The organism is Kangiella sp. (assembly GCF_014762745.1).
Taxonomy (GTDB): Bacteria; Pseudomonadota; Gammaproteobacteria; order Enterobacterales; family Kangiellaceae; genus Kangiella.
This window is the reverse complement of the sequence record NZ_JABURJ010000091.1, coordinates 94,518-120,050: the sequence shown is the minus strand read 5'-3', so window position 1 is coordinate 120,050 and position 25,533 is coordinate 94,518. Positions and strand designations below refer to the sequence as shown.

Genomic DNA, 25,533 nt, shown 5'->3' with positions numbered 1-25,533 from the left:
TGGTTCCGGTAGGGCGGGGTATTGTCTTGAGGAAAGACGATAAAGCCCGCCGTTGTGCGGGCTTTTTTTATGTCTGCAATTTATTTCTGCTTGCCAATTAGGGCAAGCACTTCACAAGGTTTATTGAGATTTAATTTTAAAATGAGGAACACACAATGATTATTATTCTACGCCCTGATGCGTCTGAGCAGGATGCGCAAGAAATCCTACAAAAAATTGATGCGGCAGGTTTAAAACCTTTACACATGCCAGGTGTTGAGCGCACTGTAATTGGTGCGCTAGGAGATGAGCGCGTGCTTGAGTCTCTTCACCTGGAAAACTTGCCACAGGTTGATTTAGTCAAACCTGTACTAAGCAAATACAAGTTGGTTAGCCGCGAAATTTATGCACAGGATACTGTCGTGCAGGTTGGCAATACGCCGGTGGGTTCTGAGCAATTTACGATCATGGCAGGGCCGTGCGCCATTGAGAGTGAGGAGCAACTGTTAGAAACTGCGCGTTACGTTAAGCAGGCTGGAGCTACAGTGCTACGCGGTGGTGCCTTTAAACCACGCACCAGTCCTTATTCCTTTCAGGGGCTGGGCGTTGAAGGTCTAAAGATTATGCATAACGTTGGCAGGGAAACCGGTTTAGACACCATTACCGAGCTGATGGACGTTAAAGATTTGGATGATGTGGCGCGTTATATTTCTGCGATTCAAATTGGTGCTAGGAATATGCAAAATTACACGCTGCTTAAAGCAGTGGGTGAAACCAAGAAGCCCGTATTACTCAAGCGTGGATTATCAGCAACAATTGAAGAGTTATTGCTTGCCGCCGAATATATTGTTGCTAGCGGCAACCCTAATGTAATGATTTGCGAGCGTGGCATCAGGACTTTTGAAACCGCCACTCGCAATACGCTGGATTTGAATGCCGTAGCCTTCATCAAAGAGCGTAGCCACCTTCCTGTAATTGTCGATCCATCCCATGGAACTGGAGTTCGTACATTGGTCTCCCCAATGGCTAAAGCAGCAGTAGCCTGTGGAGCTGACGGTGTCATTATTGAATGTCATAGAAGCCCTAAAGAGTCCGTTTCTGATGCCGCTCAGGCATTATCGCCACAAGACTTTCATAACTTGATGCAGCAGCTTGCTCCATTTGTTACAGCAAGTGGCAGAACACTAGCAGAGGTGGCGTATGCAAGTTAATACGCTAACCAAAAAGCTACCGTTGTCTTTATTGCCCTGCGAAGTGTTTGGTCTTTTAACTGAGAATGGTCACTTGGCTCATACCGCACTGTTGGAGACGGCAGAGCCTGGCACTCAGAAGAGTAAGCGTAGTATTAGCATGGTTTCAGCGGCAGCGATTATAGAAGGGTTGGATGGCACTGTAACCATCAAAAGCTTAAACGATAATGGGAAAAGCTTTATAGCAGAACTTGCAAAAGCTGATGAAGCTCTAGCTGGTTTTTCCCAGCAAGCATCGAAAGAGACTATCACTTATACACTCGAAAAAACAAATGGTGGCAGTGAGCTCAATGAAAACCAACGTCTGACTCAGCCAACTATTTCAGATGTACTGACTTTGATAACCGAGCAGATCAAATGTGAGCAAAAAGTCGATAATGTCAGTTCCTGTTTAATTGGTGCCATGAGTTTTGACCTTGTGGATCAGTATGAGTCTTTGCCTGAACTTAACAAGACAACACCTGACTTTAGATTTTATCTTGCTGACCAGTTAGTCATTCAAGAAGATGACTCACAGTCCGCTAAGATTATTGTTAAAGGTTTTGGTGGCAATGCTGGTAATACTGTTCGACTAGGCGTAGCCATAGACTCGATAGAATCAAAGTTGGAGTCTTCATCAAAAGCACCGTCTTTAACGGCAACATCAGCTAATACCACATTTAGTCCATTGCAGAGCAGTGATTTCCAGTTGGACGTCAGTGATAAACAGTTTGCCGACAATGTGAATAAAGTTAAGCAACATATCATTGAAGGCGATGCTTTCCAGGTGGTGTTGTCGAGAACATTTTCGACTGATTGTGATGATGCCTTTAATGCCTACCAAGTGCTGAGAAAGTCTAACCCTGGGCCATATATGTACTTCATTAACTTTGATGACAGTCAGTTATTTGGCTCGAGCCCTGAAAGTGCCTTAAAAGTTTTTGATACTAACAAAGTAACCCTTTACCCCATTGCTGGAACGCGTAAGCGTGCTATTGCCTCTAACGGTGCCATTAACTTTGAGCTGGACGCAAAAACTGAATTTGAACTTATCAGTGATGAAAAGGAAGGGGCGGAGCATATGATGCTGGTCGACTTGGCCCGTAATGATTTAGCAAAGGTTGTTAAGGCAGGAAGTCGCCAGGTCACACAGTTGAAACGTATCGTAAAGTACTCCAATGTGATGCATATGGTTTCAGAAGTTATTGGTGAACTGCGCGATGATGTTAATCCAATGCATGCCTACCGAGCCTGCGCCAATATGGGAACCTTAACGGGCGCACCAAAAATCAAAGCGGTCGAAATCATTCGTCAATTAGAGCAAAAGCCGCGCGGTTATTATGGTGGGGCTGTCAGTATCTACAATGCCAATCAGGAGTTTGACAGCGCTATTATCATTCGCTCTGCGGAAGTGTCTAATGGTATAGCTCATGTTTCGGCAGGAGCTGGGATTGTGTATGACTCGGTGCCAGAGCTGGAAGCCAATGAAACATTCCATAAAGCTAGAGCGGTGCTTAATGCTTGCCTTCTTGTGCAGCAGAGTTTGAAGGAGGATGCAGCATGAAAGCATTATTGATCGATAACTTCGACTCCTTCATTTACAACCTCGACTATGAATTGCAGTTGCTTGGATTTGAAGTCAGCGTTGTTCGTAATGATGCTGAGTATAGCTATGTTTCTAATTTAGCCAATAAAGCAGATTGTATTGTGCTTTCGCCTGGCCCAGGCAAGCCATCAGATGCAGGTTGCTGTGTGAAGCTGCTACAGGACTTTCAAAACATAAAGCCAATCTTAGGTGTTTGTTTAGGACATCAAGTTATAGTTGAAGCTTTTGGTGGAGTGGTTGAGAAAGCACAGCAAGTAGTGCATGGAAAAGTCTCGCTGCTTAAATTAAATAAAAGTTCAGGACTGTTCTCTGATATCACAGATTGTATTGCGGTAGCTCGTTATCACTCTCTGGTCGCCACAACTGTACCTGAATCACTACTAATCACAGCCGAGTCAGAACAGAGTGAAGTGATGGCGGTTCAACACAGTAAGTTGCCAATCTTCGGTGTTCAGTTTCACCCTGAAAGCATTATGAGTTTCGCTGGTTATAAGTTGCTGCGTAACTTCATAAATATTGTTAAAAGGCACTCGGGTAAAGCTGCCAAGGAGGCTAGTCATGATGCAGTTGCTTGAATCCATTTATCAAGGCGAAAGCTTGAATTATTCGCAGGCAACCGAATCGTTCCAGGCTGTTTTGCAAGGTCAGGTCGAAGCTCCTGTGGTTGCAGCCATGTTGGCAGCATTAAAAACCAAAGGTGAGTCAGTTGAGGAAATTGCAGGCGCTGCTTACGCGTTGCGCCAAGAAGCAGTGAGGTTTCCGAGTCATGATTATTCGGTAAGTGATTGCTGTGGAACTGGCGGTGATGGTTTGAATACTATTAATGTTTCAACCATTGTCAGCTTGTTAGCGGCGACTGCTGGTATCAAAATAGTGAAGCACGGTAATCGGTCGGTTTCATCAAAGTGTGGCTCTGCAGACTTAATGGAGCAGCTTGGTGTGAATATTCATGTCAGTCCAGAAAAGAGCAAGCAGCTTTTAGATGAAGTGAACTTTTCATTTTTGTTCGCGCCAGACTATCATCCGGGCGTTAAACATGTAATGCCAATTCGGCAGTCACTTAAAACACGGACTATCTTTAACCTGATTGGGCCATTGGCAAACCCAGCGTTACCTGAAGTCCAGTTACTTGGGGTTTATGATAAGAAGTATTGTCGTCCTTTTGCTGAGATCCTAAAAATTCTTGGTGCAGAAAAAGCTCTGGTGGTGCATGGCTCAGGTTTGGATGAAATCGCGGTGCATGACAGCACCTTTGCCGTTTCGCTCAATAATGGTGTCATTGAGGAGCTTACTCTTTCGCCAGAAGATTTTGGCATTGAACGACACAGCATTGCCAGCATTCAGGCAAGCAGTGTTGATGATAATGTTCTTGCTGCCAAGCAATTGCTGAAAGGCCAGGGCAGTGATGCGCATATTGATATGGTGGCTGTAAATTGTGGGGCCTTATTGGTTCTGAATAATCTTGCGGATGATTTTGAAGCAGCAACACAGCTTGCTAAAGATTTATTGAAGAGTGGCCGAGCCTATCAGCAGTTACAAATGATTAAGGATGCTTCCCATGCTTAATGTACTAGAAACCATCCTCGAACATAAGCGTAATGTCATTGGTAATACGCCTGACTATACCGAATTAGAGGCAAGTCAACGAAGCTTTTTTGATGCGCTCAGTAAGCCTCATTATGGGTTTATCATGGAGTGCAAAAAAGCGTCGCCCTCCAAAGGGCTGATTCGCGCTGAGTTTGATTTAGATGACATTGTTCCTGTTTATGATCAATATGCAGATGCTATTTCGGTGTTAACTGAAGAACGCTTTTTTCGTGGCAGTTTTTCCAACCTGCAGAAAGCAAGAGAGCTTACTGATAAGCCGTTATTGTGCAAAGACTTTATTTTATCACCAAAACAGATTCGCCAGGCTCGTCACTTTGGAGCTGATGCAGTACTGTTAATGCTGTCGGTTCTTAACGATAGAGATTATAAAGTTTGTGAGGAGCAGGCCGAGGCTTTAAATATGGATGTGCTGACCGAAGTACATACCGAAGTAGAGCTTGAGCGAGCCATTAAGTTGGATGCTAAAATTATTGGCATTAATAATCGCAACTTAAAAGACCTGTCGACCAGTTTTGAGCACACCAAAGCACTCGTACAAAAAGTACCGGCCGACCGATTAGTTATTACTGAGTCCGGTATCAATACCCATCAAGATGTATTAGAGCTTTCGCAGTTTTCAGATGCCTGCCTGGTCGGTTCCAGTCTTATGAAGGAAGTTAACCTGGAGTTAGCAGCTCGGCAACTGGTGTATGGCGATATTAAAGTGTGTGGTGTTACGCAACAGTCTGATTGCGACTTTCTGCAAACTTCTCCTGTCAGCTCAGTGGGTCTTATTTTTGCGCCCAACTCAAAGCGTTTTGTTACCCATAAAGCGATTAGTTCAACTAAGCCTCTGGTTGGTGTTTTCCAAGACCAATCGATTAATGAGGTTGTAGCTTCTGCTCAAGACTATAAGTTGCAAATTGTGCAATTGCATGGTGACGAAACGATACAGCTTGCTCAAGAGATTAAGCAACAATTGCCCTCCGTTAAGGTGTCAAAAGTTTTCCACGTTGGAGAACAGCTATCAGTGGAAAATCTTACCTCAGAATTGAAGGCTCTGCTCGAAACTTTTGATGAGGTGCTGCTGGATACTGAAGTGACTAATAAAGCACAAAGTCAGCGGGGCGGTACCGGTGTCACTTTCGACTGGTCGCTACTTAGCCAGTTGGACTCAGACCTTCGTGCGACAAAGCTTCGTATAGCAGGTGGGGTCAGTGCAGATAACATTCAACAGCTCAAAAAGCTGGGTGTAGTCAAAGTAGATTTATCCAGCTCAGTTGAGTCTAGTCCAGGAATAAAGAGCGAAGCTTTGCTTGAAGAGTTTTTTAGTCATTGTCGGCCACAGTCAGGACGTTATCATTCAAAATCTACAGCACCAGTATTAGGAAGTAATCTAACCCGAGTTGCTGTTGGAGGTATCTCATCATGAATCAAAAAGTTAACTCACCTACTAACTTCGAGTTTGATGGTGCTTATATTGGTCAATATGGCGGACAGTTTGTCCCACAGTTATTAATGCCAGCATTGCAGCAACTTGATCGGGCATTCGAGGCATCATTGCTTGATGATGAGTTTCAAACTGAGCTGAGCCGTTTACTCAAGGAGTATGCAGGACGCCCAACGCCGGTGACCGAGTGCACATCTTACGCACGCATTAATCAGTCGCGAATATTCCTCAAGCGTGAAGATTTGTTGCATGGCGGTGCACATAAAACCAATCAGGTTCTGGCTCAGGCTTTATTAGCCAAGAAAATGGGTAAGCATCGCATCATTGCGGAAACCGGTGCTGGTCAACATGGTGTGGCGACAGCACTGGCTTGTGCCTTACTGGGTTTAAAAGCGACAATTTATATGGGCAAAAAGGATTGCGACCGCCAGGCTCCTAACGTTTTCAGGATGCAGTTGATGGGGGCAGAAGTCATCCCTGTAGACAATGGTAGTGCCAGCTTAAAAGATGCCATCAATGAAGCTTTGCGGGATTGGGCATCGAGCTACGAAAGCACTCACTATTTGTTGGGTACAGTAGCTGGTCCAGCACCGTTTCCAAAAATGGTGCGAACTTTCCAGAAAATCATTGGTGAAGAAGCCAAGCAGCAAATGAAGCAGTTAATTGGTAAGTTGCCTGATGCTGTTGTGGCCTGTGTCGGCGGAGGCTCTAATGCGATTGGTATTTTCGCAGATTTCATTAAAGATGAGGATGTTCGATTAATTGGTGTTGAGCCAGCTGGCAAGGGGCTCGATACCAAAGCCCATGGCGCGACTTTATTAAAAGGACGTGAGGGCATTTTGCATGGCTCAAGAACTTATGTACTACAGGACGGCGAAGGGCAGGTTCAAGAGTCGCATTCAGTCTCTGCCGGTCTCGATTATCCAGGTATTGGACCTGAGCATGTCCACTTAATGACTGCCGGTCGTGCTGAATATGTTTCGGTGACCGATGAAGAGGCCTTAGAGGCATTTCAGGAGTTATCAAAAACCGAGGGAATTATTCCTGCACTTGAATCATCGCATGCATTGGCATATGCCAAAAAGTTAGCTGCAGAATCCAGTGAACCACTGAATATTCTGGTCAACCTGTCCGGACGCGGCGATAAAGATTTAGCTCATGTCATGAGTCTCCTGAAAGAGACTGTTTAACATACCAAATTCTGATAAAGAGAGTAATTATGCGTTACCAACAATTATTTGCACGACTCAAAGATTCCAATCAATTGGCTTATATTCCATTTGTGCTGCTGGGTGATCCTACAGAAGAATTGTCGTTACAACTCATTGATAGACTGGTTGGGAGTGGCGCTGATGCACTGGAGCTGGGTTTTGCCTTTTCCGATCCGGTAGCCGATGGGCCAGTGATTCAGACTGCCAGTCTAAGACCTTTAGCTCATGGCTTCAGTGTACAGAAAGGTTTTGCTCTGGTTGCTAAAATTCGCGCTAAATACCCTGATTTACCCATAGGGATTTTGACTTATGCCAATCTGGTCTTTGCTCCCGGCATTGAGCAGTTTTATCATGATGCCCAAAAAGCAGGCATTGATTCGGTACTGATTGCTGATTGTCCGGTAGAGGAGCGTGACTTATTTTCCGGATCTGCGCAATCTAAGGGTATCGATACAGTGTATATTGCACCTCCTGATGCGAGCCCTGCCAGTCTGAAACTGGTTGCTGAAAATAGCCAGGGCTATACCTATGTGTTAAGCCGCAAAGGGATTACCGGAGCTGATAACAATCAGCAGGAAACAGGAACTGATTTAATTGAAAGCTTAAAGCAGTTAGGAGCGCCGCCGTTAGTGCAGGGCTTTGGTATTTCCAGGCCTGAGCATGTGTTAAAGGCAGCTCAGGCTGGTGTGGATGGAATTATTACCGGTTCAGCCATAGTTAACTTGATCAATGAGCATTATAATACGCCGGATAAAATGTTAGATTTAGTGGCAGAATATGCCCAGACTATGTCTAATACGGCACATAATGCGCGTCATGAATTGAACATGACCGAATCAATTGAAAAAGGCTCACACTATGTCGATAGCAGAAACAGTCAAACAGCAACTGCTGGAAATGGAACAGCAGGTTGAAGAAGAGAAATTGTTTTTAGTTGGGTATCTGATTCCGATGGTGGATTTGATACCTGCCGATGATTTATCTGACGATGAATGGTTTGCTGAATTTGCACTATTTGTTGAAGACGCTGTAGAGGCGGATGGTTTGGCTGATCGTGATGTTGAGCTGTTATCTGAACTGCTGGATGAGCTGCAACCTCAAGATTAAATTAATGATAAGAGTGATGATATCTTTTGACTGATCGAATAATAATTTCAAGTGCGATAAAGCCCTTCGAATTAAAGTTGCCCGGTAGTAAATATTTGGCTAACCGTTACGTGGTACTGGCTGCTATCAGCAGTGGAACCACTCGACTGAGCAATATTCCTCGAAATGACGATATACTTGCTGCATTGAATGCTATTAAGGCGTTAGGTGCCGGGGTTGAGTGGCTTGACCAAACCAGTGTTGAGATTCAAGGCATTGAAAGCTTCGAGTTAGCTGATGACGTTGTTATTGATTGCCATGATAGTGGTACTTTGGCGCGCTTTATAACGGCCCTGACAGGTTTATTTTATTCATCAGAAGGGTACAGCATCACAATTACTGGAAGTCCGCAGATGCGGTCGCGACCGATGCAAGAAAGTGTTGCCAGTCTTGAAGGTCTGGGCGTCAGCATAGAGAGTGATAATGGTTATTTGCCGCTTAAGGTCTCAGGACCAATTGCTGGCGGCTCATGTGAACTGGACGCTTCTAGAAGTAGTCAATTTCTAAGTGGGTTATTAATTGCATGCCTGAGAGCGGAAAAAGATACTTTAATACATTTAAGTTCTGAGCTGGTTTCTGAGAGCTATGTTGAGCTGACTTTACGTGCAATTGAGTTGTTCGGTGGCGAAGTAAAGCGCATCAATTGCCGTGAGTTTTTTATTCCCGGTCAACAAACTTTAGCTGCGCAAGATATTCATGTTGCCGGTGATGTGGTGAGTAGTAGTTACTTTTTGGCAGCCGCCTTGCTGGCAGAATCGAGTTGCACTATTCATAACTATCACTTTGACTCTCCGCAAGGCGAGTCAAAATTTCCTCAAGTTCTGGAGCGAATGGGCGCTAAAGTTTACTTGATGCAGGATGATTTAAAAGTTGAGTACGATTCACCTTTAAAAGGCATCGAAGTGGACATGGGTAATATGCCTGATGTGGTGCCAACCTTGGCTGCTCTGGCTTGTTTTGCTAAGGGCGAAACTCGTATAACCAGCATTGCTCATTTAGCTTATAAAGAGTCTAATCGTATTGTCGACTTATGTGAGCAGCTGAAGAAACTTGGTGCCGATTGTGAGTACGATGAATCCAGTATTACCATTCGAGGTGGTAAACAGCTTACTGCAGACAAGGTTTCAAGTTGCCATGATCATCGTTTGGCGATGAGCTTAGCTTTAATTGGTATCAAGTTAAAGGGTCTGACGGTTGAATCCTCGGAAGCAGTGGCAAAGTCATTCCCAGACTATTGGCAGTATCTTGAGCAGATTGGTATGGTGACTGAACCAGTATTAGAGTGAGCTATAGAGACAGTCTCTACAGAAAAAGTATCAGCAGAAAATTAAAGTATTAGGAAATCCTTATGGCAGGCGATAGTTTCGGAACTTTATTCAGAGTGACCAATTGGGGTGAGTCTCATGGCAAGGCGATTGGTGCTGTAGTTGAGGGCTGCCCAGCAGGCTTGAAACTGTCTGAGGAAGATATTCAAGTTTTTCTTGATCGTCGTCGCCCAGGCCAGAGCTCAATTACCACGCGGCGCGATGAGGCGGATCAGGTGCAGATTATGTCTGGTGTGGTTAATGGCATCACTACCGGCACGCCAATCAGTTTATTAATTCCTAATCAGGATCAACGCAGCAAAGACTATTCAGAGCTTGAATCAATCTTTAGACCCAGCCACGCCGATTATACCTACCAGAAAAAATATGGCATACGTGATGTGGCAGGTGGTGGACGTAGTTCTGCGCGAATTACAGCAGGGCACGTTGCAGCCGGTGCTATTGCGCGAAAGGTGCTGGAACAAGCACTAGGCACTGAGATTGTAGCGTATGTCAAAAGTGTTCAGGATTTAACTATGACTCTTGATTCTGATGCGGTGGATGCCAGCCTGATTGAGCAGACTCCGGTACGTTGTCCTGATTTAAAGCTGGCCGAACAGATGATTGCCAAGATTGAGCAGGCTCGAAAAAATGGTGACTCGCTGGGTGGTATTGTTGAGTGCCGAATCAAATCTGTGCCAGTAGGTTTGGGAGAGCCGGTGTTTGATAAGTTAGAAGCTGATTTGGCTAAAGCCATGCTGGCGATTAACGCCTCAAAAGCTTTTGAAATCGGTTCTGGTTTTGCCGGGACTTTGCTGAGTGGCACAACCCATAATGATGTCTTCATTAATGAAGAAGGCGCAGTCAAAACTCGGACCAATAATTCAGGTGGTGTATTGGGTGGTATTTCCAATGGCATGCCGATTGTCTTTAGAGTAGCCTTTAAACCAACGCCAACCATTATAAAAGAGCAGGAAACGGTTAACTTGGAAGGTGAAGAAACGGTGTTTCATGGACGAGGGCGCCATGACCCTTGTGTGTTGCCCAGAGCGGTACCGATTGTTGAAGCGATGGCGGCCCTAGTGCTGTGTGATCACTTCCTGCGTTTTAGAGCTTATAAAGATTTGTTTAATGTGTAGTTAAACAGACTTAGGCAAAGACAAATAAAAGGGCTGGTTTATTCCAGCCCTTTTGCTTTTTTAGCCTCTTTATTGGTCTTAATACCATGACCAAGTGCGTTTTTCTTAACGTATAGAACCGATGCAAAAAAATAAACCACGCAAAGTATAGTGATGATTAGCGACCATTGAAACTTGTCTGGCTCAATAATATAGAAAAAAGCATAAAAGAAGGGCAGCAAAATAATAAAGCCGGTCCAGCCGTAGGTGTAGGTTTTGCCTTTAAATAATCCCGGAACTGCTATGAGTAACGGTGCCCACCAGATCGCTAAAGAAAAGTAGACTAGCGCCTGACTTTGATGATTTTTTAAAATAAAGAAAGGCATCATAATCACAATCACCATATAAACGGCGAGTCCGATTAAACGATAGCGACTTGCACTGACCAGGTGTGGGTTTAAATCATTAGACATGAGGTTTGTTACCTTTCATTGGATGTGGCTGATTGATTTAGCTGCTGACTAGCTGTTTGCTTAAACCGGCAATACGCTTACCTTGAGCAATGCACAGTTTTTTTTCTGATTCGCTAATAGCTTTATCATTATCACTGCCCGCTGTATGTGATGAGCCATAGGGTGTGCCGCCAGTTTCAGTATGAATCAGTTCGGTTTCTGAGTAGGGTAGACCGCTGATGAGCATACCGTGATGTAACAGGGGTAACATCATGCTCAACAATGTTGCTTCCTGTCCACCATGCAAAGTTCCAGTCGAGGTAAAGACTCCGGCGGGTTTACCTGCCAATGCTCCTGACATCCAGATTGCTGAGGTGGTTTCCAGGAAATACTTTAACGGTGAAGCCATGTGGCCAAAGCGCGTGGGGCTACCAAGAATCAATCCATCACAGTTTTTAAGCTCATCCAGTGTCACAAATGGATCGCTGGCTTCCTCTGTGCTGGCCTCTGATGAAGTTTGCTCAGCGCTGGTCACCGCAGGAACCGTCCTCAATGAGGCTTCGCAACCTTCAACTGTTTCGACGCCACGCGCAATAAGGCGCGCCATCTGGCGAGTATGACCGTGGCGCGAATAATACAGAATAAGAATTTTATGCAAAATAAAGCCTATTAATTGGTTACTTAAGCACAGCTAACACATTTTCTGGCGGACGTCCTACGGCAGCTTTTTCGCTGGAGAAAACGATAGGGCGCTCAATGACCTTAGGGTTGGCGATCATCAGCTCAATAATTTGTTCTTTGGTTAAATCAGGGTTATCCAACCCAGCTTCTTTGTATTCGGCTTCTTTGGTACGAATGATGTCGCGTGGGGAAACACCGAGTAGCTTTACGATTTGCTTAAGCTTGGTTTTACTCGGTGGATTTTTTAAATACTCAATAACATTGGGTTCAACGCCATTTTCCTGTAAAAGAGCCAATGTCTGACGTGATTTCGAGCAGCGTGGATTATGTAAGATGTTAATTTCACTCATAATATGATGTAATTTGTACAAACGTAGGGCTATTTTAGGCATAAATCGGCATGGAAAAAAGATGGAAGTGGTTAAAAGCCTTCATTAAGTTTATTTTTATTCAGTTTAATCGTAAGCAGGCAAGTGCCATGGCGGCAGAGCTGACGCTTAGTAATATGCTGGCGCTGGTGCCGCTGATGACGGTTGCTGTGAGTTTGATGGCGGTTTTTCCTTCATTTGAAGGCGTCAATGCACAGGTTCAGTCTCTTATTTTTGATAATCTTATGCCTGAAACTGGCCTGGCCGTTCAGGAGCACTTGAACGAATATGTTTCCAAGTCTAAAAACTTATCGGCGATAGGACTGGGCTTCTTAATCGTGACGTCACTATTGTTGATGCGCTCCATTGACCGTTCGATTAATGCTCTGTGGGAGACTCCAACTCAGCGCAAAGGTGTTCACAAGATATTGGCTTACTGGGCCATGCTGACCATGGCACCTATTCTAATTGCGGCCAGCTTGGCGGCATCTTCATATTTTGCTGCATTACCGATTGTCTCTAAGCTAAGTGGCATTTTGACTATTGGCCTACCTTTTATTTTAATTGTCCTGGCGTTTTCTGCGTTATATGCAGTGGTTCCTTTTGCTCAGGTAAGGTTCTATAAGGCGCTGATCGCCGCTGCTGTCACTGCGATTCTGTTTGAAACGGCTAAATATGGTTTCGCTATTTTTGTGACTAAATTTTCCAGTTATGAACTGATTTATGGCGCCATTACTGCCATACCAATTTTCTTCCTGTGGGTTTATCTGTCCTGGTCTATTTTACTGCTTGGTGTGATTATCTGTTTTGGCTTACATCGCTTTGAGATGGATAGTGAAAAACATGAGCATGAATTTATTTCAATTTTAAAAATTCTACAGTTTTTTACTCAGGCACAGGAAAATGAAAGCTCGCTTTCCTTGCAGCAGCTGAAAAGTAAGTTTAGCTATCTGCACGAACAAACAGTTCGCGGTTATCTGGAACAGTTATTAAGACTGAACTTTTTGGCCAAACTGGAAAATGATCAATATTGCTTAAAGTTAACAGGGCGGTCATTGACTATTGATGAGGTATATCGTCGAGGAAACTGGCGTTTACCGAATAATAATCAGGTCCTGTCTGACGATGACGATGATATGTTTAGCCAGCCTATCGAGCGGGCGAACCTGGAACTGGATAAACTACTTAATGTAGATTTAGTCTCTTCGAATGCCAAAGATAGCTAGTTGCGAGCTACTTTCGATAATATGAGTCACATAGCTGGGGTAGTGTTTCCCACCGACCTCAAGCTGCAATAGCTTTTGGCCACCGATTAAGCTTCGCGGCGCTATCATTATGGAAGGGAAGCTACCACCTTGTTGCAAAGTGATAATGGCGTGTTTAACGATTTCATCATCCTTGGCTTTGGTCAGGTAGTAGTTGAGCTCTGGCTCACCACGCAAATATTCAACACCCACAGTGGTTCCACGCGCATGGTCAATATTTTGCCAACGGCTGATCGCTAGTTGCCAGCGGTTAGGCTCTTCATGATTATTGTCGATTCGTATTAAGGCGATGCTCCCAACCGCAAGCTGTGACACCTGTTGCTTGTTGTGGCGAATGCACATGCCGCCTTCGCTGTAATTGACCGTTTGCCAGTTGATGCCAATTTTATAGTCCTGTCCCAGAAGCTCCTTAATTTGATGTCCAAGATGTTCATTAATGGTCAACTTATCCAGTTGAGACAAGATCTTCTGAATGGCATTGGCGCCCCATACGGTGCTGACATGTCCCATCATGGGATAGCGGGTGGACTGGCGTTTAAGGTGCTGGTCACAATAGGTAAATATGCGATGCAAAAGTTTTGTCGCAAGTTTGTTATCTATGGCTTTATAGAAACCGGGTTTGGGTAACTCCTGAGTTTCTTCAAGCTTCAGCATGTGTTGCTCTACGATTTCCAGCAATTTATGAGTCAGCAGTAGGCGCAAGTGTCCAGAGTCTTCGTATTCGGTTTCTTTCTGAATGAAGAGTGGTTTTTTTCCTTCATTGAGATTGATGATAAAGCATCGGCTTTCGCTGAAGTGTTGAAGATTTTTGTCGAGAGTAGCCTTATTGCCCCAGTGGTAGAAGTATTTGAATAGGTGCCAATGCAAATTATCTCCCAAGTGATAAGGATCAATAATTGCCATTAAACAACTACGAATATAGGTTTCTTCAATGGTTGGCATAAGCTCAAGCGCATCATTGGATGAGCTGGTGTTTACCTTGTGTAGTTTTGCATCTTCTGCGAACTCATACAGCATGTGTAGCTCATGCCACAGATAAGCTGGCACGGGAGTATGTAACTGGTAATGCTCGATCAGCATAATGCCCAGATAATGTTGCGAATAATTTATGGCCTGGGCCAGGCGCTGATTTTTCTTGAGGGCGAATTTTTGGCCTGTTAACTCATCAACAATTCGTTTAAACGCAAAGGCCATTTCGGAACTGAGAGTATGAAGGGCCTTGAGTTGTGTATGACTGACTTTGATGGTTCTGCGATCATTGTGCTCTCTGAGGTGTTTGCTGATCTGCAGATAGCCTTTATTTAAGGTAAGGAAATTTGCTTCACGATGTGCTGTTTTTTGCTGGCAGCGATTGAGAGTTTTGGCCACATTGAGTAACTCATGAATCGCTCGATCAATATCCGAAAAGGCCAGATTCTCTAACCAGGTGCTGATAGCAGAAGGGGCTGTATCCAGCATAAATTCCTGGCCAGCCTGTAAAGAGGGATATGTGAGCTTTAATTGAGTCATTTAATAGTGCCTACCGGGCTATAGTTCTATTATTTATTCAGTCCACTGAGTATAATATGCCCGAAAGTTAGTGGCATTTCCACCATTCTATTCAAATTAACGCTTTCTAACCCAATGATTTTTAAATGATTATTATGAGACTTTTCTGTTTGCGCTTGCTCTTTATAGCTTCTCTTTTATCTCTGGTCGTTGCCTGTGATAGTGGCAAAGAGTTTTCACTGCTAAACGGAGAGCAAAAAAGCCTGTCTGACTATAATGGAAGATGGTTGGTTGTGAATTTCTGGGCCGAGTGGTGTCCACCTTGTCTTGAAGAAATTCCCGAGCTTAATTTACTGGCTCAGGAGAACGATGACATTCAGGTTATTGGCGTCAGCTTTGATCGGTTGCCTAATGATGAATTGAGCGCGCTATCTGAAAAGCTTGATATTCAGTATCCGGTTGTTGCCACCGAGCCAATGCCTTATTTGCCGATGGAGCGCCCACAAAGCCTGCCCGCCAGTTATATCGTAACTCCAAAAGGTGAAATAATGGGGCCTTTGATGGGCAAGGTAGACCGCCACAAGATTGTTGAGCTAATTGAGAAGGTAAAGTCGGCTCAGGCTGCTGAATAGATCTTGCTGTGCTCGCTGAGATTAACCTGCATATCTTGAGCGAGCATTTTCAGTCAGAACTTCACGAATTCTTTTGTTGACCTCTTCCAGTCTGGCTTGAATTCGAGTCTGCGCGTAAGGATCTTTGGATGTGCTGTTAAGCGCTAATTCAAAGTGTTTTTTGGCGGTTCGCAAGTCACCCAGTAGCAACAGATATTGACCTGTTGTTTCATGCATTTCAGGAGTATGGCCAGCCTTTGCCTGGGCTTCCGCAAGTAGATAAAGATAGTTTGGATTATGCTGATTGACGTCTGCATAACGAAGCAACAATTTCTCCGCTTGTTGGGATTGGTTATTATCAAGATAAATTTGTGCAGTGGCCAGTATCAATTTTGTCGAACCAGGCGTTTTTTCGAGCTGCTTTGTCAGTTCGGGTAGTATTTCCGACGAAGTCTTGTTGACCCGATGAGCTTCAGCCAGTGTGAACAATAATAGATGATTGTCAGGGTATTCTTTATATAAGGCTTTTAAAATGGGCAAGGCCTGTTGTGACCTTCCTTTCTTTTTTAGAAGCTCTGCATACAGATAGCGATCTTCAATTGACGTCAACTGCCCCTTACCGAACTTCTGCTCCAGTAATCTAAAGCTGTCGTTGTTATTAACCATTTCGATGCTTTTAATTCGCGCTTTGACCAGATAGTAACTAACTGAATTCTGATGCTCGATCTGAGGATATAACTGTGAGCGTTCGCGAGCTGCGGCAATACGATTTCTTGAAAGCGGGTGGGTCAGTAAAATTTCAGGTGGCATCTGAGTATAGCGACTAGCCTGTTGCAGGGTCTCGAAAAAGTCTGCGGCAGCTCGAACATCAAAACCGGCTCCTGCAAGCATGGTAATACCAATCCGGTCGGCTTCCTGTTCGTTATCTCGGGTATGGGTAATAATGCTTTGTTGTGCCGCTGCCTGAGTGGCGCTCATGCCTGCAATGCCAGCCTCAGGATCCTGCGTTGCGGCAATAACAGAGGCAATCACCCCCAAAATTGTTGGTATGGAAATTTTGTCCTGTTGCTCTAAACGCCTGGCCAGGTGACGTTGAGTGACATGTGCCACCTCATGTCCAAGCACTGAAGCAAGTTCACTTTCGCTTTGCGAGGCGGTAATCAGACCTGAGTGGATGCCGATATAACCACCTGGTAAGGCAAAGGCATTAATGGAGTTTTCCTGAATAACAAAGAATTGAAAGCGTCTTCCCAATGCGTCTGGGTTAGCTGCTACCAGCTTATGACCTAACTGCTGGATATAGTCGGTAATCAGTGGATCTTTCATCAAAAACTGACTACGGCGAATTTGCGCCATGATCTGGTCACCAATCATCTGCTCTTCTGACACAGACAAGGTTGCACCGGCTGCTTCTCCTAGCTTAGGCAGGTCATTTGCGGCTGCCGAAGCCGTTAGCGAAGCCAGGGTGATGCAACTGCTTAGGCTTAGCCCAACGAGTAGAGAGCTTAGCTTTTGTGGGAGCTTTGGTTTAGGTTTATTCATAAATTGTAATATGGTGTGACAAAATCATAAGCAGGTTACTGTATATGATGGGACTTGTGTGGTAAAAGTTCAATCTCGAACTGTGTATCATGTTCAGTGATCAAACATTGAGCAAATTTGGATATTCCATGACAACAATATTTACTCGTTGGTTTAAGCGTAATTTCTCAAGCCCGGCTACCGTTGTACTCAGTATGCTGCTGATTGTGGGCTTTGTTATCATTTTAACAGTAGGTGACATCCTGGCGCCTATTTTATGGGCATTGGTTTTTGCTTACCTATTGGAGTGGGTTGTTTCAGCTATGACTCGTAAAGGCTTGTCGAGATTATTCTCGGTGTTACTGGTATTTGCGGGATTTCTGGGGCTAGCTCTTATTATTGTCTTTGGTCTTATTCCGCTGATCTGGAACCAGGGTTCACGACTGGTCATTGAGCTTCCCAATATTATGACTAAGTTGCGTGACACCATACTTGAGTTGCCTGAAAAGTATCCGAACCTGGTCAGTGTCGAACAGGTGAATGCTTTTTATTCCAGCTTGAATAGTGAGCTTGCCAGTTTTGGTGAGGCGCTGCTGAGTGCCTCGGTCAGTTCTTTAATGAGTGTGGCAACTCTGCTGGTTTACATCATTCTGGTGCCGCTATTGGTGTTTTTCTTCCTAAAAGACCGTACTCAGATTATTGGCTGGTGTACTCAATGGTTACCGCAGGAGCGCCATCTGGCTGAAGCAGTTTGGAATGAAGTTAACCGACAGATCGGCAATTATATTCGCGGTAAAGCTCTGGAGATTGTTATCGTCGGAACCGTGTCGTATATAAGCTTCCTGATTATGGGTTTGAACTATGCCTTGCTGTTGGGTGTTTGTGTGGGATTGTCGGTTCTTATTCCTTATATTGGGGCAGCGCTGGTTACTATTCCTGTAGCGTTAATTGCTTTCTTCCAGTGGGGCTTTACCCATGACTTTTATATTATGATGGTGATTTATTTCATCATCCAGATTCTGGATGGTAACCTGCTGGTGCCGCTGATCTTCTCTGAGGCAGTCAATCTGCATCCAGTAGCCATCATTGGTTCGATTCTGCTGTTTGGTGGTCTATGGGGCTTCTGGGGCGTCTTCTTCGCTATTCCGCTAGCTATTCTGGTTAATGCAGTATTGTTGGCAATAAAAGAACACAAGGAACAGTTACAGGAAAGTGAGCCGCAAAAGGTGCTCGAAGCTCCTGAATCAGAAGAAGACTTCTAACGAAAAAACCTCGTCAGTGACGAGGTTTTTATGTTTGTTAAAGCAATTCTGAGGCGTAATCAGCCAAGCGTGATCGTTCGCCGCGTTTAAGGGTCATGTGTCCTGAATGTGCCCAGTTCTTGAAACGGTCGACAACAAAAGTAATACCGGAAGTGGTCTCAGTCAGATAGGGTGTGTCAATTTGAGCAACGTTACCCATACAGACCACTTTGGTGCCGGGACCTGCACGGGTAATGAGGGTTTTCATCTGCTTTGAAGTCAGATTCTGTGCTTCGTCAATGATGATGAATTTATTGAGAAAGGTTCTGCCGCGCATGAAGTTTAGGGAACGGACCTTGATCCATTTACGCAGCAGGTCGTGCGTTACTGCGGTTCCCCATTCATCGTTATCGGACGGGGAGAGCACTTCAAGGTTGTCCATCAGTGCGCCCATCCAGGGCGTCATTTTTTCTTCCTCGGTTCCGGGCAGGAACCCAATATCTTCGCCCACAGAAACCGTTACCCGGGTGACTATGATTTCTTTGTAGCGTTTTAGCTCAATGGTCTGTTCTAAGGCAGCAGCAAGCGCTAATAGTGTCTTACCAGTACCGGCCGGGCCTTGCAGGGTGACAAAGTCAATCTCAGGATCCATCAAGAGGTTCAGTGCATAACTTTGTTCGCGGTTGCGGGCGGTGATGCCCCAGATATTGTGACTGTCGCTTCGATAATCGGTGAGCAGCTCAATAGTGGCAGTCGCATGACCATCTTCTTCTTCGACGGAGCGGACTATGGCTTCAAAATTATCCTGTGGTTGATATAAGCACTCGTTAATTGACCATTCGGAAACTAAAGGCCCCTGAATGCGGTAGTAGGTTTTGCCTTCTTCCTGCCAGGAGTCAATATCGCGGCTGTGGGTGTCCCAGAAATTCTCGGGAAGTTCATAATAGCCAGTATAGAGTTGTTCAACATCATCCAGCACCTTGTCGTTGTAATAGTCTTCAGCATGAACGCCAACGATATTGGCCTTGATGCGAAGATTGATGTCTTTAGACACTAGCGTGACAGTTCTATCATCATCACGCGCTTGTAGCGCAAGGGCTACATTAAGGATGGTGTTATCCGCTTTGCTGCTAGGAAGGGAATCAGGGAGTCGATCAATATGTTCTTTGGTCTGGAAGTAAATCTTGCCGTGTTTGTTCTTGTCTTGTATTTGCGGGATAAGGCCGATGTGGATTCCTGCAACCATGGGGTCTTCGCCTTCTTCGGCTGCGGAGAGCAGGTCGTCGAGATAGCGGCTGACTTGCCGAACATTTCGAGCCACCTCCGAAACCCCTTTCTTTCCAGCGTCCAGCTCTTCAAGAACTACCATCGGAATTAAAATATCATGCTCTTCGAAACGGAATAGAGCGGTTGGGTCGTGCATCAATACATTCGTGTCCAATACGAATAGACGTTTTCCGTCCAGGTTTTCTTTTACCATGAGGCACCTCTCAAGTGGTTTATTATAGTGCTTTAACGGCTTCTAATACTTCTTCTACGTGGCCTTTTACTTTGACTTTTCTCCATTCCTGTTTCAGTTTGCCCTGTGCATCAATCAAAAAGGTACTGCGCTCGATGCCCATATATTCACGACCATAGAGTTTCTTCAGCTTAATGACGTCATAAGCTTTGCACATCTCTTCGTCAGCGTCGGACAGCAATTCAAAAGGAAACTCGTGCTTTTTACGGAAGTTTTCATGAGTTCTGATGCTGTCGCGTGAGACACCCAGAATTTCAGTGTTATGCTTCTGAAATTGCTTGAAATGATCACGGAAGTCCTGACCTTCGGTGGTGCATCCTGGGGTGTTGTCTTTAGGGTAGAAGTAGATGACGAGGTTTTTGCCTTTGAAGTCGGCCAGTGAAAGAGTTTGGTCGCCAGTGGCGGGAAGTTTAAAGTTGGGTGCTTTTTTATTAAGCTGTGGTTGGCTCAAATCAGCCTCCTTTAAAGTTGTGTTTCTGAAATCATTTTTTTCGTTTTCATTATCACTTTACGTCAGAAAAAATATTGTCGCAAGCAATCCCTCCTTTTTTGTGATTTTGCTTGTTTTTGCTGGCCTCGCTGGCTAACATAGCCCGCAAACAAAGACGAGCCTTAAGGACCAGTTCATGTTTTCAGGTAGTATTGTAGCGATTGTCAGTCCCTTACAGGCTGATGGTTCTATTGACGAGAATGCATTAAAAGAGCTTATTGAGTGGCATATTGACCAGGGCACCCATGGTATCGTCATTATGGGGACTACTGGTGAGTCTGCGACAGTTGATAGTAAAGACTACGAAGCCGCCATTAAGCTGACTGTGACGCAGGTGGCCGGGCGAGTTCCAGTGATAGCTGGAACGGGAGCCATAAGTACCCAAAAGACCATTGCGCTGACCAAGCAGGCCGAGGCCATGGGTGTTGATGGTGCTCTGGTGGTAACTCCTTACTATTGCAAGCCGAGTCAGCAGGGCCTGTTCGAACACTTTAAGGCTGTAGCAGAGAATACTAAGCTTCCTATTATCCTTTACAATGTACCTGGTCGTACTGCCTGTGATTTATTGCCTGAGACAGTTGCTCGTCTTGCAGATATTGAAAATATTGTGGCGATTAAAGAAGCGACCGGTGATTTATCTCGCGTTGAGGAACTTAATCGGCTATGCAGCACTCCAATCACCCTGTTAAGTGGTGATGATGCTACGGCTCTGGAGTTTATGAAGCGGGGTGGTCATGGCGTCATATCCGTGACCGCCAATGTGGCACCGGCGCTGATGAGCAAAATGTGCGAATTGGCCCAGGCAGAGCAATGGAAACAAGCCACTGTTATTAATGAAAAACTGTCAGCTTTACATCAGGATCTGTTTGTTGAAGCCAATCCGATTCCAGTTAAATGGGCTCTGGCCAAACTGGGCAAATGCCAAGAAACAATTTTATTGCCATTGACGGTATTAGCTGAACAGTACCATTCACAAGTATTACAAGCGTTGGAACAAGCGAATGTCGAGATTAAATAAATATAAAACACTAATCATTTTAAGTTCATTAGCTGCGGTGTCTTCATGTAGCTGGTTTTCTGCTAAAGATGGCACTGAAGATATTGATGATCGTTATATGCGTAGCCAGCAGGGGCCTGAACTTCAGGTGCCACCGACCGCTAAGCACATTAATGTTCAAGATCGATACCGTGTTCCAGAAGGCGTTATCATTACCAATCGCGACGCCGAAGGTAAAAAGCTGTCGCTTGACCCACCACAGTTATTGTTGGTAGGTGGTGATGGTGTCCGAGAGGATTTAGAGCAGTCAAATCCGACTGTTTGGATTCGTCATCAAGACACACCATTTATGGATTATGTCTCTCGATTTATGAGTCAGAAGAATATTCCTGTTGCCTCATCCAGCGATTCACAGGTTAGCACGGACTGGATCACCGATGATGACGAAACGGCTCTGGCAAATTATATTGGCTCTTATAATCTCGATGGACAACGCCATCGCATTACGCTTGAAATTGTTGGTCAGAATGCGAATGAAATCTCACTTCAGGCACGCAATACTGAAAGCCAACGCCTGCAGGGCGAGAAGTGGATTGCTATGACTCCATCAAAAACAGTTGCTAGTCAGTTCCTGAATGCTTTCCTTGGTTTCTATGATTCTGAGCGCACTAAAGAAGCTCGTGAGCGGATCCTTGAAGAGGGTACTATCAATGTCAATCTGAGCACCAACCCACAAGGGAACATCGCTCTGACTGCGGAGCGTGAATTCTTGGCTGTCTGGGATCAGTTGCCTAGAGTTCTTGAAGACTTAAATCTGACTGTTTCAGACCGTGATCAATCAGCAGGAATTTACTACTTTAATGTTAAAGAACCAGCAACCGGTTTCTGGGCCTGGTTGTGGAATGATGATGAAGCCAATCCGAAAGTTGAGATGGAGCCTGGTGATTATCAGATTTTGGTTGAAACTACGGCATCAGGCGTTAGCATGACCTTTAAAGATGATGAGGGTAACCTGCTGGATCCTAGTGTTGTAACCCGCATTTATCCGGAGTTTGCAGCCAGCTTCAAAAGCCGTGCCAAGCAATAATCGATTAAGAGTTGCATCGCTGGGTTCAGGAAGTAAAGGCAATGCAACAGTTGTTTCCAACGGTGAAGTTACGGTCATGGTTGACTGTGGTTTCACCGTCAAAGAAGTTCTAAAGCGGCTGCCCCGCATCGATCTGCAACCAGAGCAGATTGACGGTATTCTGGTGACCCATGAGCATCAGGATCATATCAGTGGAGTGGGAGCGCTTAGCCGAAAGTTTTCTATACCAGTATGGGCGACTCGTGGCAGCCTTTTGTCAGGAAAGTGCGGTAATTTGCCGCACTGCAATATCATTGAAGGTTTTAATCCTTTTTCCATCGGTAGCCTCAATATCACACCTTTATCCGTTCCACATGATGCCCGGGAGCCCTGCCAATTTTTGTTTACACAAGACCAGGTGCGGCTTGCAATTCTGACTGACCTTGGGTGTTTTACACCAAAAATTGTTGAGCAGTTGACCCCCTGTCATGGCATATTGCTCGAGTGTAATCATGACGAAGAGATGTTATGGAATGGACCTTATCCGGATCGCCTCAAGCAACGCGTTGCTGGCAGAATGGGCCATATGAGCAACAGGCAGGCAATTGAGCTGTTGCAGCAAATGGAGCGGGAGGCGTTGCAACTTGTGATAGCCACTCATCTGAGCGAGCAGAACAATTGTCCCAAACTGGTCAGTGAATTATTGGCAGAGGCCCTGAACTGGCCTTTGGAGAAAGTCAAAATTGCGCAGCAGGATAAGGGTTTTGACTGGCATGAAGTGTGTAGTACGTAAGCAGTCAGATTAATCGGAATCTAAAGATGACTTAGAGTAGCTGTCTTAGCTTAAGTCATCTTCCTGATATTCCAGAGACTTTTCCTCTTCGGAACTTTCCAGCTGTTTTAATGGCATGGTGATGGTAAACAGGGCTCCATTAAGCATGCGGCTGTCCTCTGCCCAGATCTTGCCGTGATGGCGGGTGATGATGCCTTTAGCGATTGCCAGACCTAAACCTGCACCCCCTGAATCTCGATTGCGACTAAAGTCTAAGCGAGTAAAAGGTTCAAAGATTCTCTCACGCTTGCCGGGTGGAATGCCTGGGCCATCATCTTCTACCTGAATATCAATTGAGTCATTATATTCGGTTAGATTGATCTGTACCGTGGAGATTGAAAAACGCGCCGCATTTCGAATCAGATTAATGAGTGCTCGTTCAATCAGGTTTTTATCAGCGTAAAGGGTGCTGCCTTGGTTGGGCTGGCTGTAAATCACAAATTGTTTGTTGTTGTGAATGGTTTTTACCTTGTCGCAGACGTCCTGTGTTAGTTCTTTGATATTAAACTCGGACAGTTGCAATGGGTGTTGGCCATGCTTCAAGCGTGAGTAACCCAGCACCTCTCGAACCAGAGCGTCCAGTTCATCCAAAGCATCATGCATATCATCAGTAAGTTTTTCGCGACGGGAATCACTGGTTTTGTCGTTAAACAAATCCAGAGCAAAACTCAATCTTGCCATTGGCCCGCGAAATTCATGAGCAACTGCATGCATCAGATCGCGCTGGTTATAAAGACTCTGCTGATGCTCTTTTCGTAAATCATTAATGTGCTGAATGAGCTTAGGAATATTAGTTGCTAAATCGTCAAGGGCATAACCTTTTCTGTCTAAAGCGAGCCCATCAAACTGAACCTTGTCCAGAGCATAGCTTGCTGGGCGAAGGTTGCGCTGATTCAAATAGTAGACGCCGTATAAAGTTCCGCCATTCAGCAATAACAATACCAGGGCATAGACTATCCAATCAGTCATAGAAACATAGTAGTAGGGGGCGTCATAAGGACCCAGTACCAGAACGGACTCGTTGTCATTGAGAATGACTAGACCGATAGGCCCATCTTCTCCTTGCATATACACCAGATAACGATTCTGCTTCAGTTCGTCTTTGATGTTGTCATCAAGTTTCAGGTTGGATAGCTGGTCGCTGGTTATTTTGGCATCCAGCTCATATTCTGCACGAGCAATCGTTTGTGGCGAGTGGTTATAGTCCAGTATGGATAATCTGAAATTAAGTTCACGGGCATCGGCGGTGATGCTATCTTTAACTTCCTTTTCCCCAATATCGTAAATCCAGGGAAAGTACACATAATAAACGAAAGTACCGCCGAGAATATTGGCAACAACCAGAATCAATAGCGGTGCGAGCAGTTTCCGGATCATTTAGTCAACAGGTAGCCTTCGCCGCGGATGGTCTTGATGATGTATGGGAGTTTTGGATCGTCGCCTAGCTTCTTACGCAGTCTTGAAATTCGTAAGTCGATACTTCTATCGGTTCCATCATACTCGAGACGGAACGTTTTGCGGTGTAACTCTTCACGGCTGACCACTTCGCCGGAACGTTCTGCCAGTAGCCATAACAGGTTGTATTCAGCTGTGGTCAGATGAACAACCTGGCCATCAGAAATAACCGTGCGATTTTGCGGATTGATTTTGACTTTGCCTGCATGGATAAATTCAGTGCCTGACTCTACTGAGTCAGAAACTTCTACTCGGCGCAACAGAGCGCGTAGGTGAGCAAGCAATACTCTGGATTTGACCGGCTTGGAAAGATAGTCATCGGCGCCTGTTTCAAGGCCAGCGACTTCGTCAATATCGTCGCTCATTGACGTCAGCATTAATATTGGGCCGCTATAATGCGGGCGCACGGTACGGCAGACAGTCAGGCCATCTGCGCCGGGAAGCATAACATCAAGGATGACAGCTCGTGGCTGCTGTTCAATGATAAGATCGATAGCTTTTGTGCCGTTAGCTTCAATTTGCACTTGATAGTCATTGCTTTCAAGGAATTCTGCTACCAGCGAAGCTAGTTTGTCATCATCTTCTACAAGTAATATAGTTTGCGACATTATTTTATAGTTTTTTAGAGTACACCCAATAAAAGTAGGCATTAAATTGCCTGAATTAGCCTGTCAGGTCAATGCCTTGGTTTAAATATCTAAAGTATTTTTAGATATTTCTGACTTGATGATAGCACAGATTTGCATTTAAAGTTCTACTTCATATTAAATAGTCTGATTTATCAATAAGTTAAACAAGATATATCTGGTTTGCAATGTGAGTTTATAGCTCTGTGCCGGCTTGTTATTGTCATACATGCATTTAACTGCTAATCTCTTACGATATGAACTGTGTCATAAAATTTAACATTATTGGCA

25 protein-coding genes are annotated in these 25,533 nt (G+C 44.8%); 16 read left to right on the top strand and 9 right to left on the bottom strand.

Annotated features, from left to right (window positions below; translation table 11 throughout):
- Positions 1-155 precede the first annotated feature (155 nt).
- From aroF to aroC, 10 genes are all read left to right on the top strand, one after another.
- Entirely contained in the window at positions 156-1,190 is a 1,035-nt protein-coding gene (gene aroF, locus HUJ19_RS06890; RefSeq protein ID WP_290622977.1) for a 3-deoxy-7-phosphoheptulonate synthase, read from the top strand.
- Positions 1,180-2,772 (top strand): anthranilate synthase component 1, encoded by a 1,593-nt coding sequence (locus HUJ19_RS06885; RefSeq protein WP_290622976.1) that lies wholly within the window; start codon positions 1,180-1,182, stop codon positions 2,770-2,772. Before aroF ends, HUJ19_RS06885 begins: the two co-directional genes overlap by 11 nt.
- The gene (locus HUJ19_RS06880; protein ID WP_290622975.1) at positions 2,769-3,389 is read left to right on the top strand and encodes an aminodeoxychorismate/anthranilate synthase component II; all 621 of its coding nucleotides are present in this window, start codon (positions 2,769-2,771) and stop codon (positions 3,387-3,389) included. Before HUJ19_RS06885 ends, HUJ19_RS06880 begins: the two co-directional genes overlap by 4 nt.
- Complete coding sequence (trpD, locus tag HUJ19_RS06875; RefSeq protein ID WP_290622974.1) at positions 3,373-4,380, top strand: anthranilate phosphoribosyltransferase; 1,008 nt, start codon at positions 3,373-3,375, stop codon at positions 4,378-4,380. The genes HUJ19_RS06880 and trpD overlap by 17 nt, the downstream gene beginning before the upstream one ends.
- Positions 4,373-5,833 carry a bifunctional indole-3-glycerol-phosphate synthase TrpC/phosphoribosylanthranilate isomerase TrpF gene (gene trpCF / locus HUJ19_RS06870; protein ID WP_290622973.1) on the top strand — a complete coding sequence of 487 codons (1,461 nt, stop codon included), beginning with the start codon at positions 4,373-4,375 and terminating at the stop codon, positions 5,831-5,833. The genes trpD and trpCF overlap by 8 nt, the downstream gene beginning before the upstream one ends.
- Positions 5,830-7,041 (top strand): tryptophan synthase subunit beta, encoded by a 1,212-nt coding sequence (gene trpB, locus HUJ19_RS06865; RefSeq protein ID WP_290622972.1) that lies wholly within the window; start codon positions 5,830-5,832, stop codon positions 7,039-7,041. Before trpCF ends, trpB begins: the two co-directional genes overlap by 4 nt.
- Before the next feature lie 29 nt (positions 7,042-7,070).
- Positions 7,071-7,976 (top strand): tryptophan synthase subunit alpha, encoded by a 906-nt coding sequence (trpA, locus tag HUJ19_RS06860; protein ID WP_290622971.1) that lies wholly within the window; start codon positions 7,071-7,073, stop codon positions 7,974-7,976.
- Complete coding sequence (locus HUJ19_RS06855) at positions 7,921-8,169, top strand: hypothetical protein (RefSeq protein WP_290622970.1); 249 nt, start codon at positions 7,921-7,923, stop codon at positions 8,167-8,169. Before trpA ends, HUJ19_RS06855 begins: the two co-directional genes overlap by 56 nt.
- A gap of 26 nt (positions 8,170-8,195) precedes the next feature.
- The gene (aroA, locus tag HUJ19_RS06850; RefSeq protein ID WP_290622969.1) at positions 8,196-9,494 is read left to right on the top strand and encodes a 3-phosphoshikimate 1-carboxyvinyltransferase; all 1,299 of its coding nucleotides are present in this window, start codon (positions 8,196-8,198) and stop codon (positions 9,492-9,494) included.
- 62 nt (positions 9,495-9,556) lie between these two features.
- The gene (gene aroC, locus HUJ19_RS06845; protein ID WP_290622968.1) at positions 9,557-10,651 is read left to right on the top strand and encodes a chorismate synthase; all 1,095 of its coding nucleotides are present in this window, start codon (positions 9,557-9,559) and stop codon (positions 10,649-10,651) included.
- Positions 10,652-10,689: 38 nt separating this feature from the next.
- Here the strand turns inward: aroC and HUJ19_RS06840 are convergent, their stop codons facing one another.
- Genes HUJ19_RS06840 through arsC form a run of 3 tightly spaced genes read right to left on the bottom strand, consistent with a single transcriptional unit; the run spans position 10,690 to position 12,113 of the window.
- Positions 10,690-11,103, bottom strand: coding sequence for a DUF2069 domain-containing protein (locus HUJ19_RS06840; RefSeq protein WP_290622967.1), 414 nt, complete (start codon positions 11,101-11,103; stop codon positions 10,690-10,692).
- A 37-nt stretch (positions 11,104-11,140) separates the two neighbouring features.
- Positions 11,141-11,740 (bottom strand): NAD(P)H:quinone oxidoreductase, encoded by a 600-nt coding sequence (gene wrbA, locus HUJ19_RS06835; protein ID WP_290622966.1) that lies wholly within the window; start codon positions 11,738-11,740, stop codon positions 11,141-11,143.
- 19 nt (positions 11,741-11,759) lie between these two features.
- Positions 11,760-12,113 carry an arsenate reductase (glutaredoxin) gene (gene arsC, locus HUJ19_RS06830; RefSeq protein ID WP_290622965.1) on the bottom strand — a complete coding sequence of 118 codons (354 nt, stop codon included), beginning with the start codon at positions 12,111-12,113 and terminating at the stop codon, positions 11,760-11,762.
- A 50-nt stretch (positions 12,114-12,163) separates the two neighbouring features.
- Here arsC and HUJ19_RS06825 point away from each other — a divergent pair, with 50 nt between their 5' ends.
- Positions 12,164-13,357 carry a YihY family inner membrane protein gene (locus HUJ19_RS06825; protein WP_290622964.1) on the top strand — a complete coding sequence of 398 codons (1,194 nt, stop codon included), beginning with the start codon at positions 12,164-12,166 and terminating at the stop codon, positions 13,355-13,357.
- Here HUJ19_RS06825 and HUJ19_RS06820 read toward each other — a convergent pair.
- Entirely contained in the window at positions 13,328-14,905 is a 1,578-nt protein-coding gene (locus HUJ19_RS06820; protein WP_290622963.1) for a hypothetical protein, read from the bottom strand. The genes HUJ19_RS06825 and HUJ19_RS06820 overlap by 30 nt on opposite strands.
- 125 nt (positions 14,906-15,030) lie before the next feature.
- On the opposite strand from HUJ19_RS06820, the gene HUJ19_RS06815 reads away from it, so the two are divergent.
- A complete protein-coding gene (locus HUJ19_RS06815) occupies positions 15,031-15,516 on the top strand; it encodes a TlpA disulfide reductase family protein (RefSeq protein WP_290622962.1) in 486 nt (161 codons plus the stop codon).
- Positions 15,517-15,537: 21 nt separating this feature from the next.
- Here the strand turns inward: HUJ19_RS06815 and HUJ19_RS06810 are convergent, their stop codons facing one another.
- On the bottom strand, positions 15,538-17,037 hold the full coding sequence (locus HUJ19_RS06810; RefSeq protein ID WP_290622961.1) for a M48 family metalloprotease: 1,500 nt from the start codon (positions 17,035-17,037) through the stop codon (positions 15,538-15,540).
- A gap of 128 nt (positions 17,038-17,165) precedes the next feature.
- Here HUJ19_RS06810 and HUJ19_RS06805 point away from each other — a divergent pair, with 128 nt between their 5' ends.
- Positions 17,166-18,278 (top strand): AI-2E family transporter, encoded by a 1,113-nt coding sequence (locus tag HUJ19_RS06805; protein WP_290622960.1) that lies wholly within the window; start codon positions 17,166-17,168, stop codon positions 18,276-18,278.
- Between the two features lie 37 nt (positions 18,279-18,315).
- On the opposite strand, the gene HUJ19_RS06800 is transcribed toward HUJ19_RS06805, so the two are convergent.
- Both HUJ19_RS06800 and bcp read right to left on the bottom strand, forming a co-directional pair.
- Positions 18,316-19,737: a PhoH family protein gene (locus tag HUJ19_RS06800; protein WP_290622959.1), complete on the bottom strand. Its 1,422-nt coding sequence runs from the start codon at positions 19,735-19,737 to the stop codon at positions 18,316-18,318.
- A 22-nt stretch (positions 19,738-19,759) separates the two neighbouring features.
- The gene (bcp, locus tag HUJ19_RS06795; RefSeq protein WP_290622958.1) at positions 19,760-20,227 is read right to left on the bottom strand and encodes a thioredoxin-dependent thiol peroxidase; all 468 of its coding nucleotides are present in this window, start codon (positions 20,225-20,227) and stop codon (positions 19,760-19,762) included.
- A gap of 175 nt (positions 20,228-20,402) precedes the next feature.
- Between bcp and dapA the strand changes: the two genes are divergently transcribed.
- Genes dapA through HUJ19_RS06780 form a run of 3 tightly spaced genes read left to right on the top strand, consistent with a single transcriptional unit; the run spans position 20,403 to position 23,122 of the window.
- Entirely contained in the window at positions 20,403-21,284 is an 882-nt protein-coding gene (gene dapA, locus HUJ19_RS06790) for a 4-hydroxy-tetrahydrodipicolinate synthase (protein ID WP_290622957.1), read from the top strand.
- Entirely contained in the window at positions 21,268-22,350 is a 1,083-nt protein-coding gene (gene bamC / locus HUJ19_RS06785; protein WP_290622956.1) for an outer membrane protein assembly factor BamC, read from the top strand. The genes dapA and bamC overlap by 17 nt, the downstream gene beginning before the upstream one ends.
- Complete coding sequence (locus tag HUJ19_RS06780) at positions 22,337-23,122, top strand: MBL fold metallo-hydrolase (RefSeq protein ID WP_290622955.1); 786 nt, start codon at positions 22,337-22,339, stop codon at positions 23,120-23,122. The genes bamC and HUJ19_RS06780 overlap by 14 nt, the downstream gene beginning before the upstream one ends.
- A 45-nt stretch (positions 23,123-23,167) precedes the next feature.
- Here HUJ19_RS06780 and HUJ19_RS06775 read toward each other — a convergent pair whose 3' ends face one another.
- A complete protein-coding gene (locus HUJ19_RS06775) occupies positions 23,168-24,538 on the bottom strand; it encodes an ATP-binding protein (RefSeq protein ID WP_290622954.1) in 1,371 nt (456 codons plus the stop codon).
- Entirely contained in the window at positions 24,535-25,224 is a 690-nt protein-coding gene (locus HUJ19_RS06770) for a response regulator (RefSeq protein WP_290622953.1), read from the bottom strand. Before HUJ19_RS06770 ends, HUJ19_RS06775 begins: the two co-directional genes overlap by 4 nt.
- Positions 25,225-25,533: the final 309 nt, after the last annotated feature.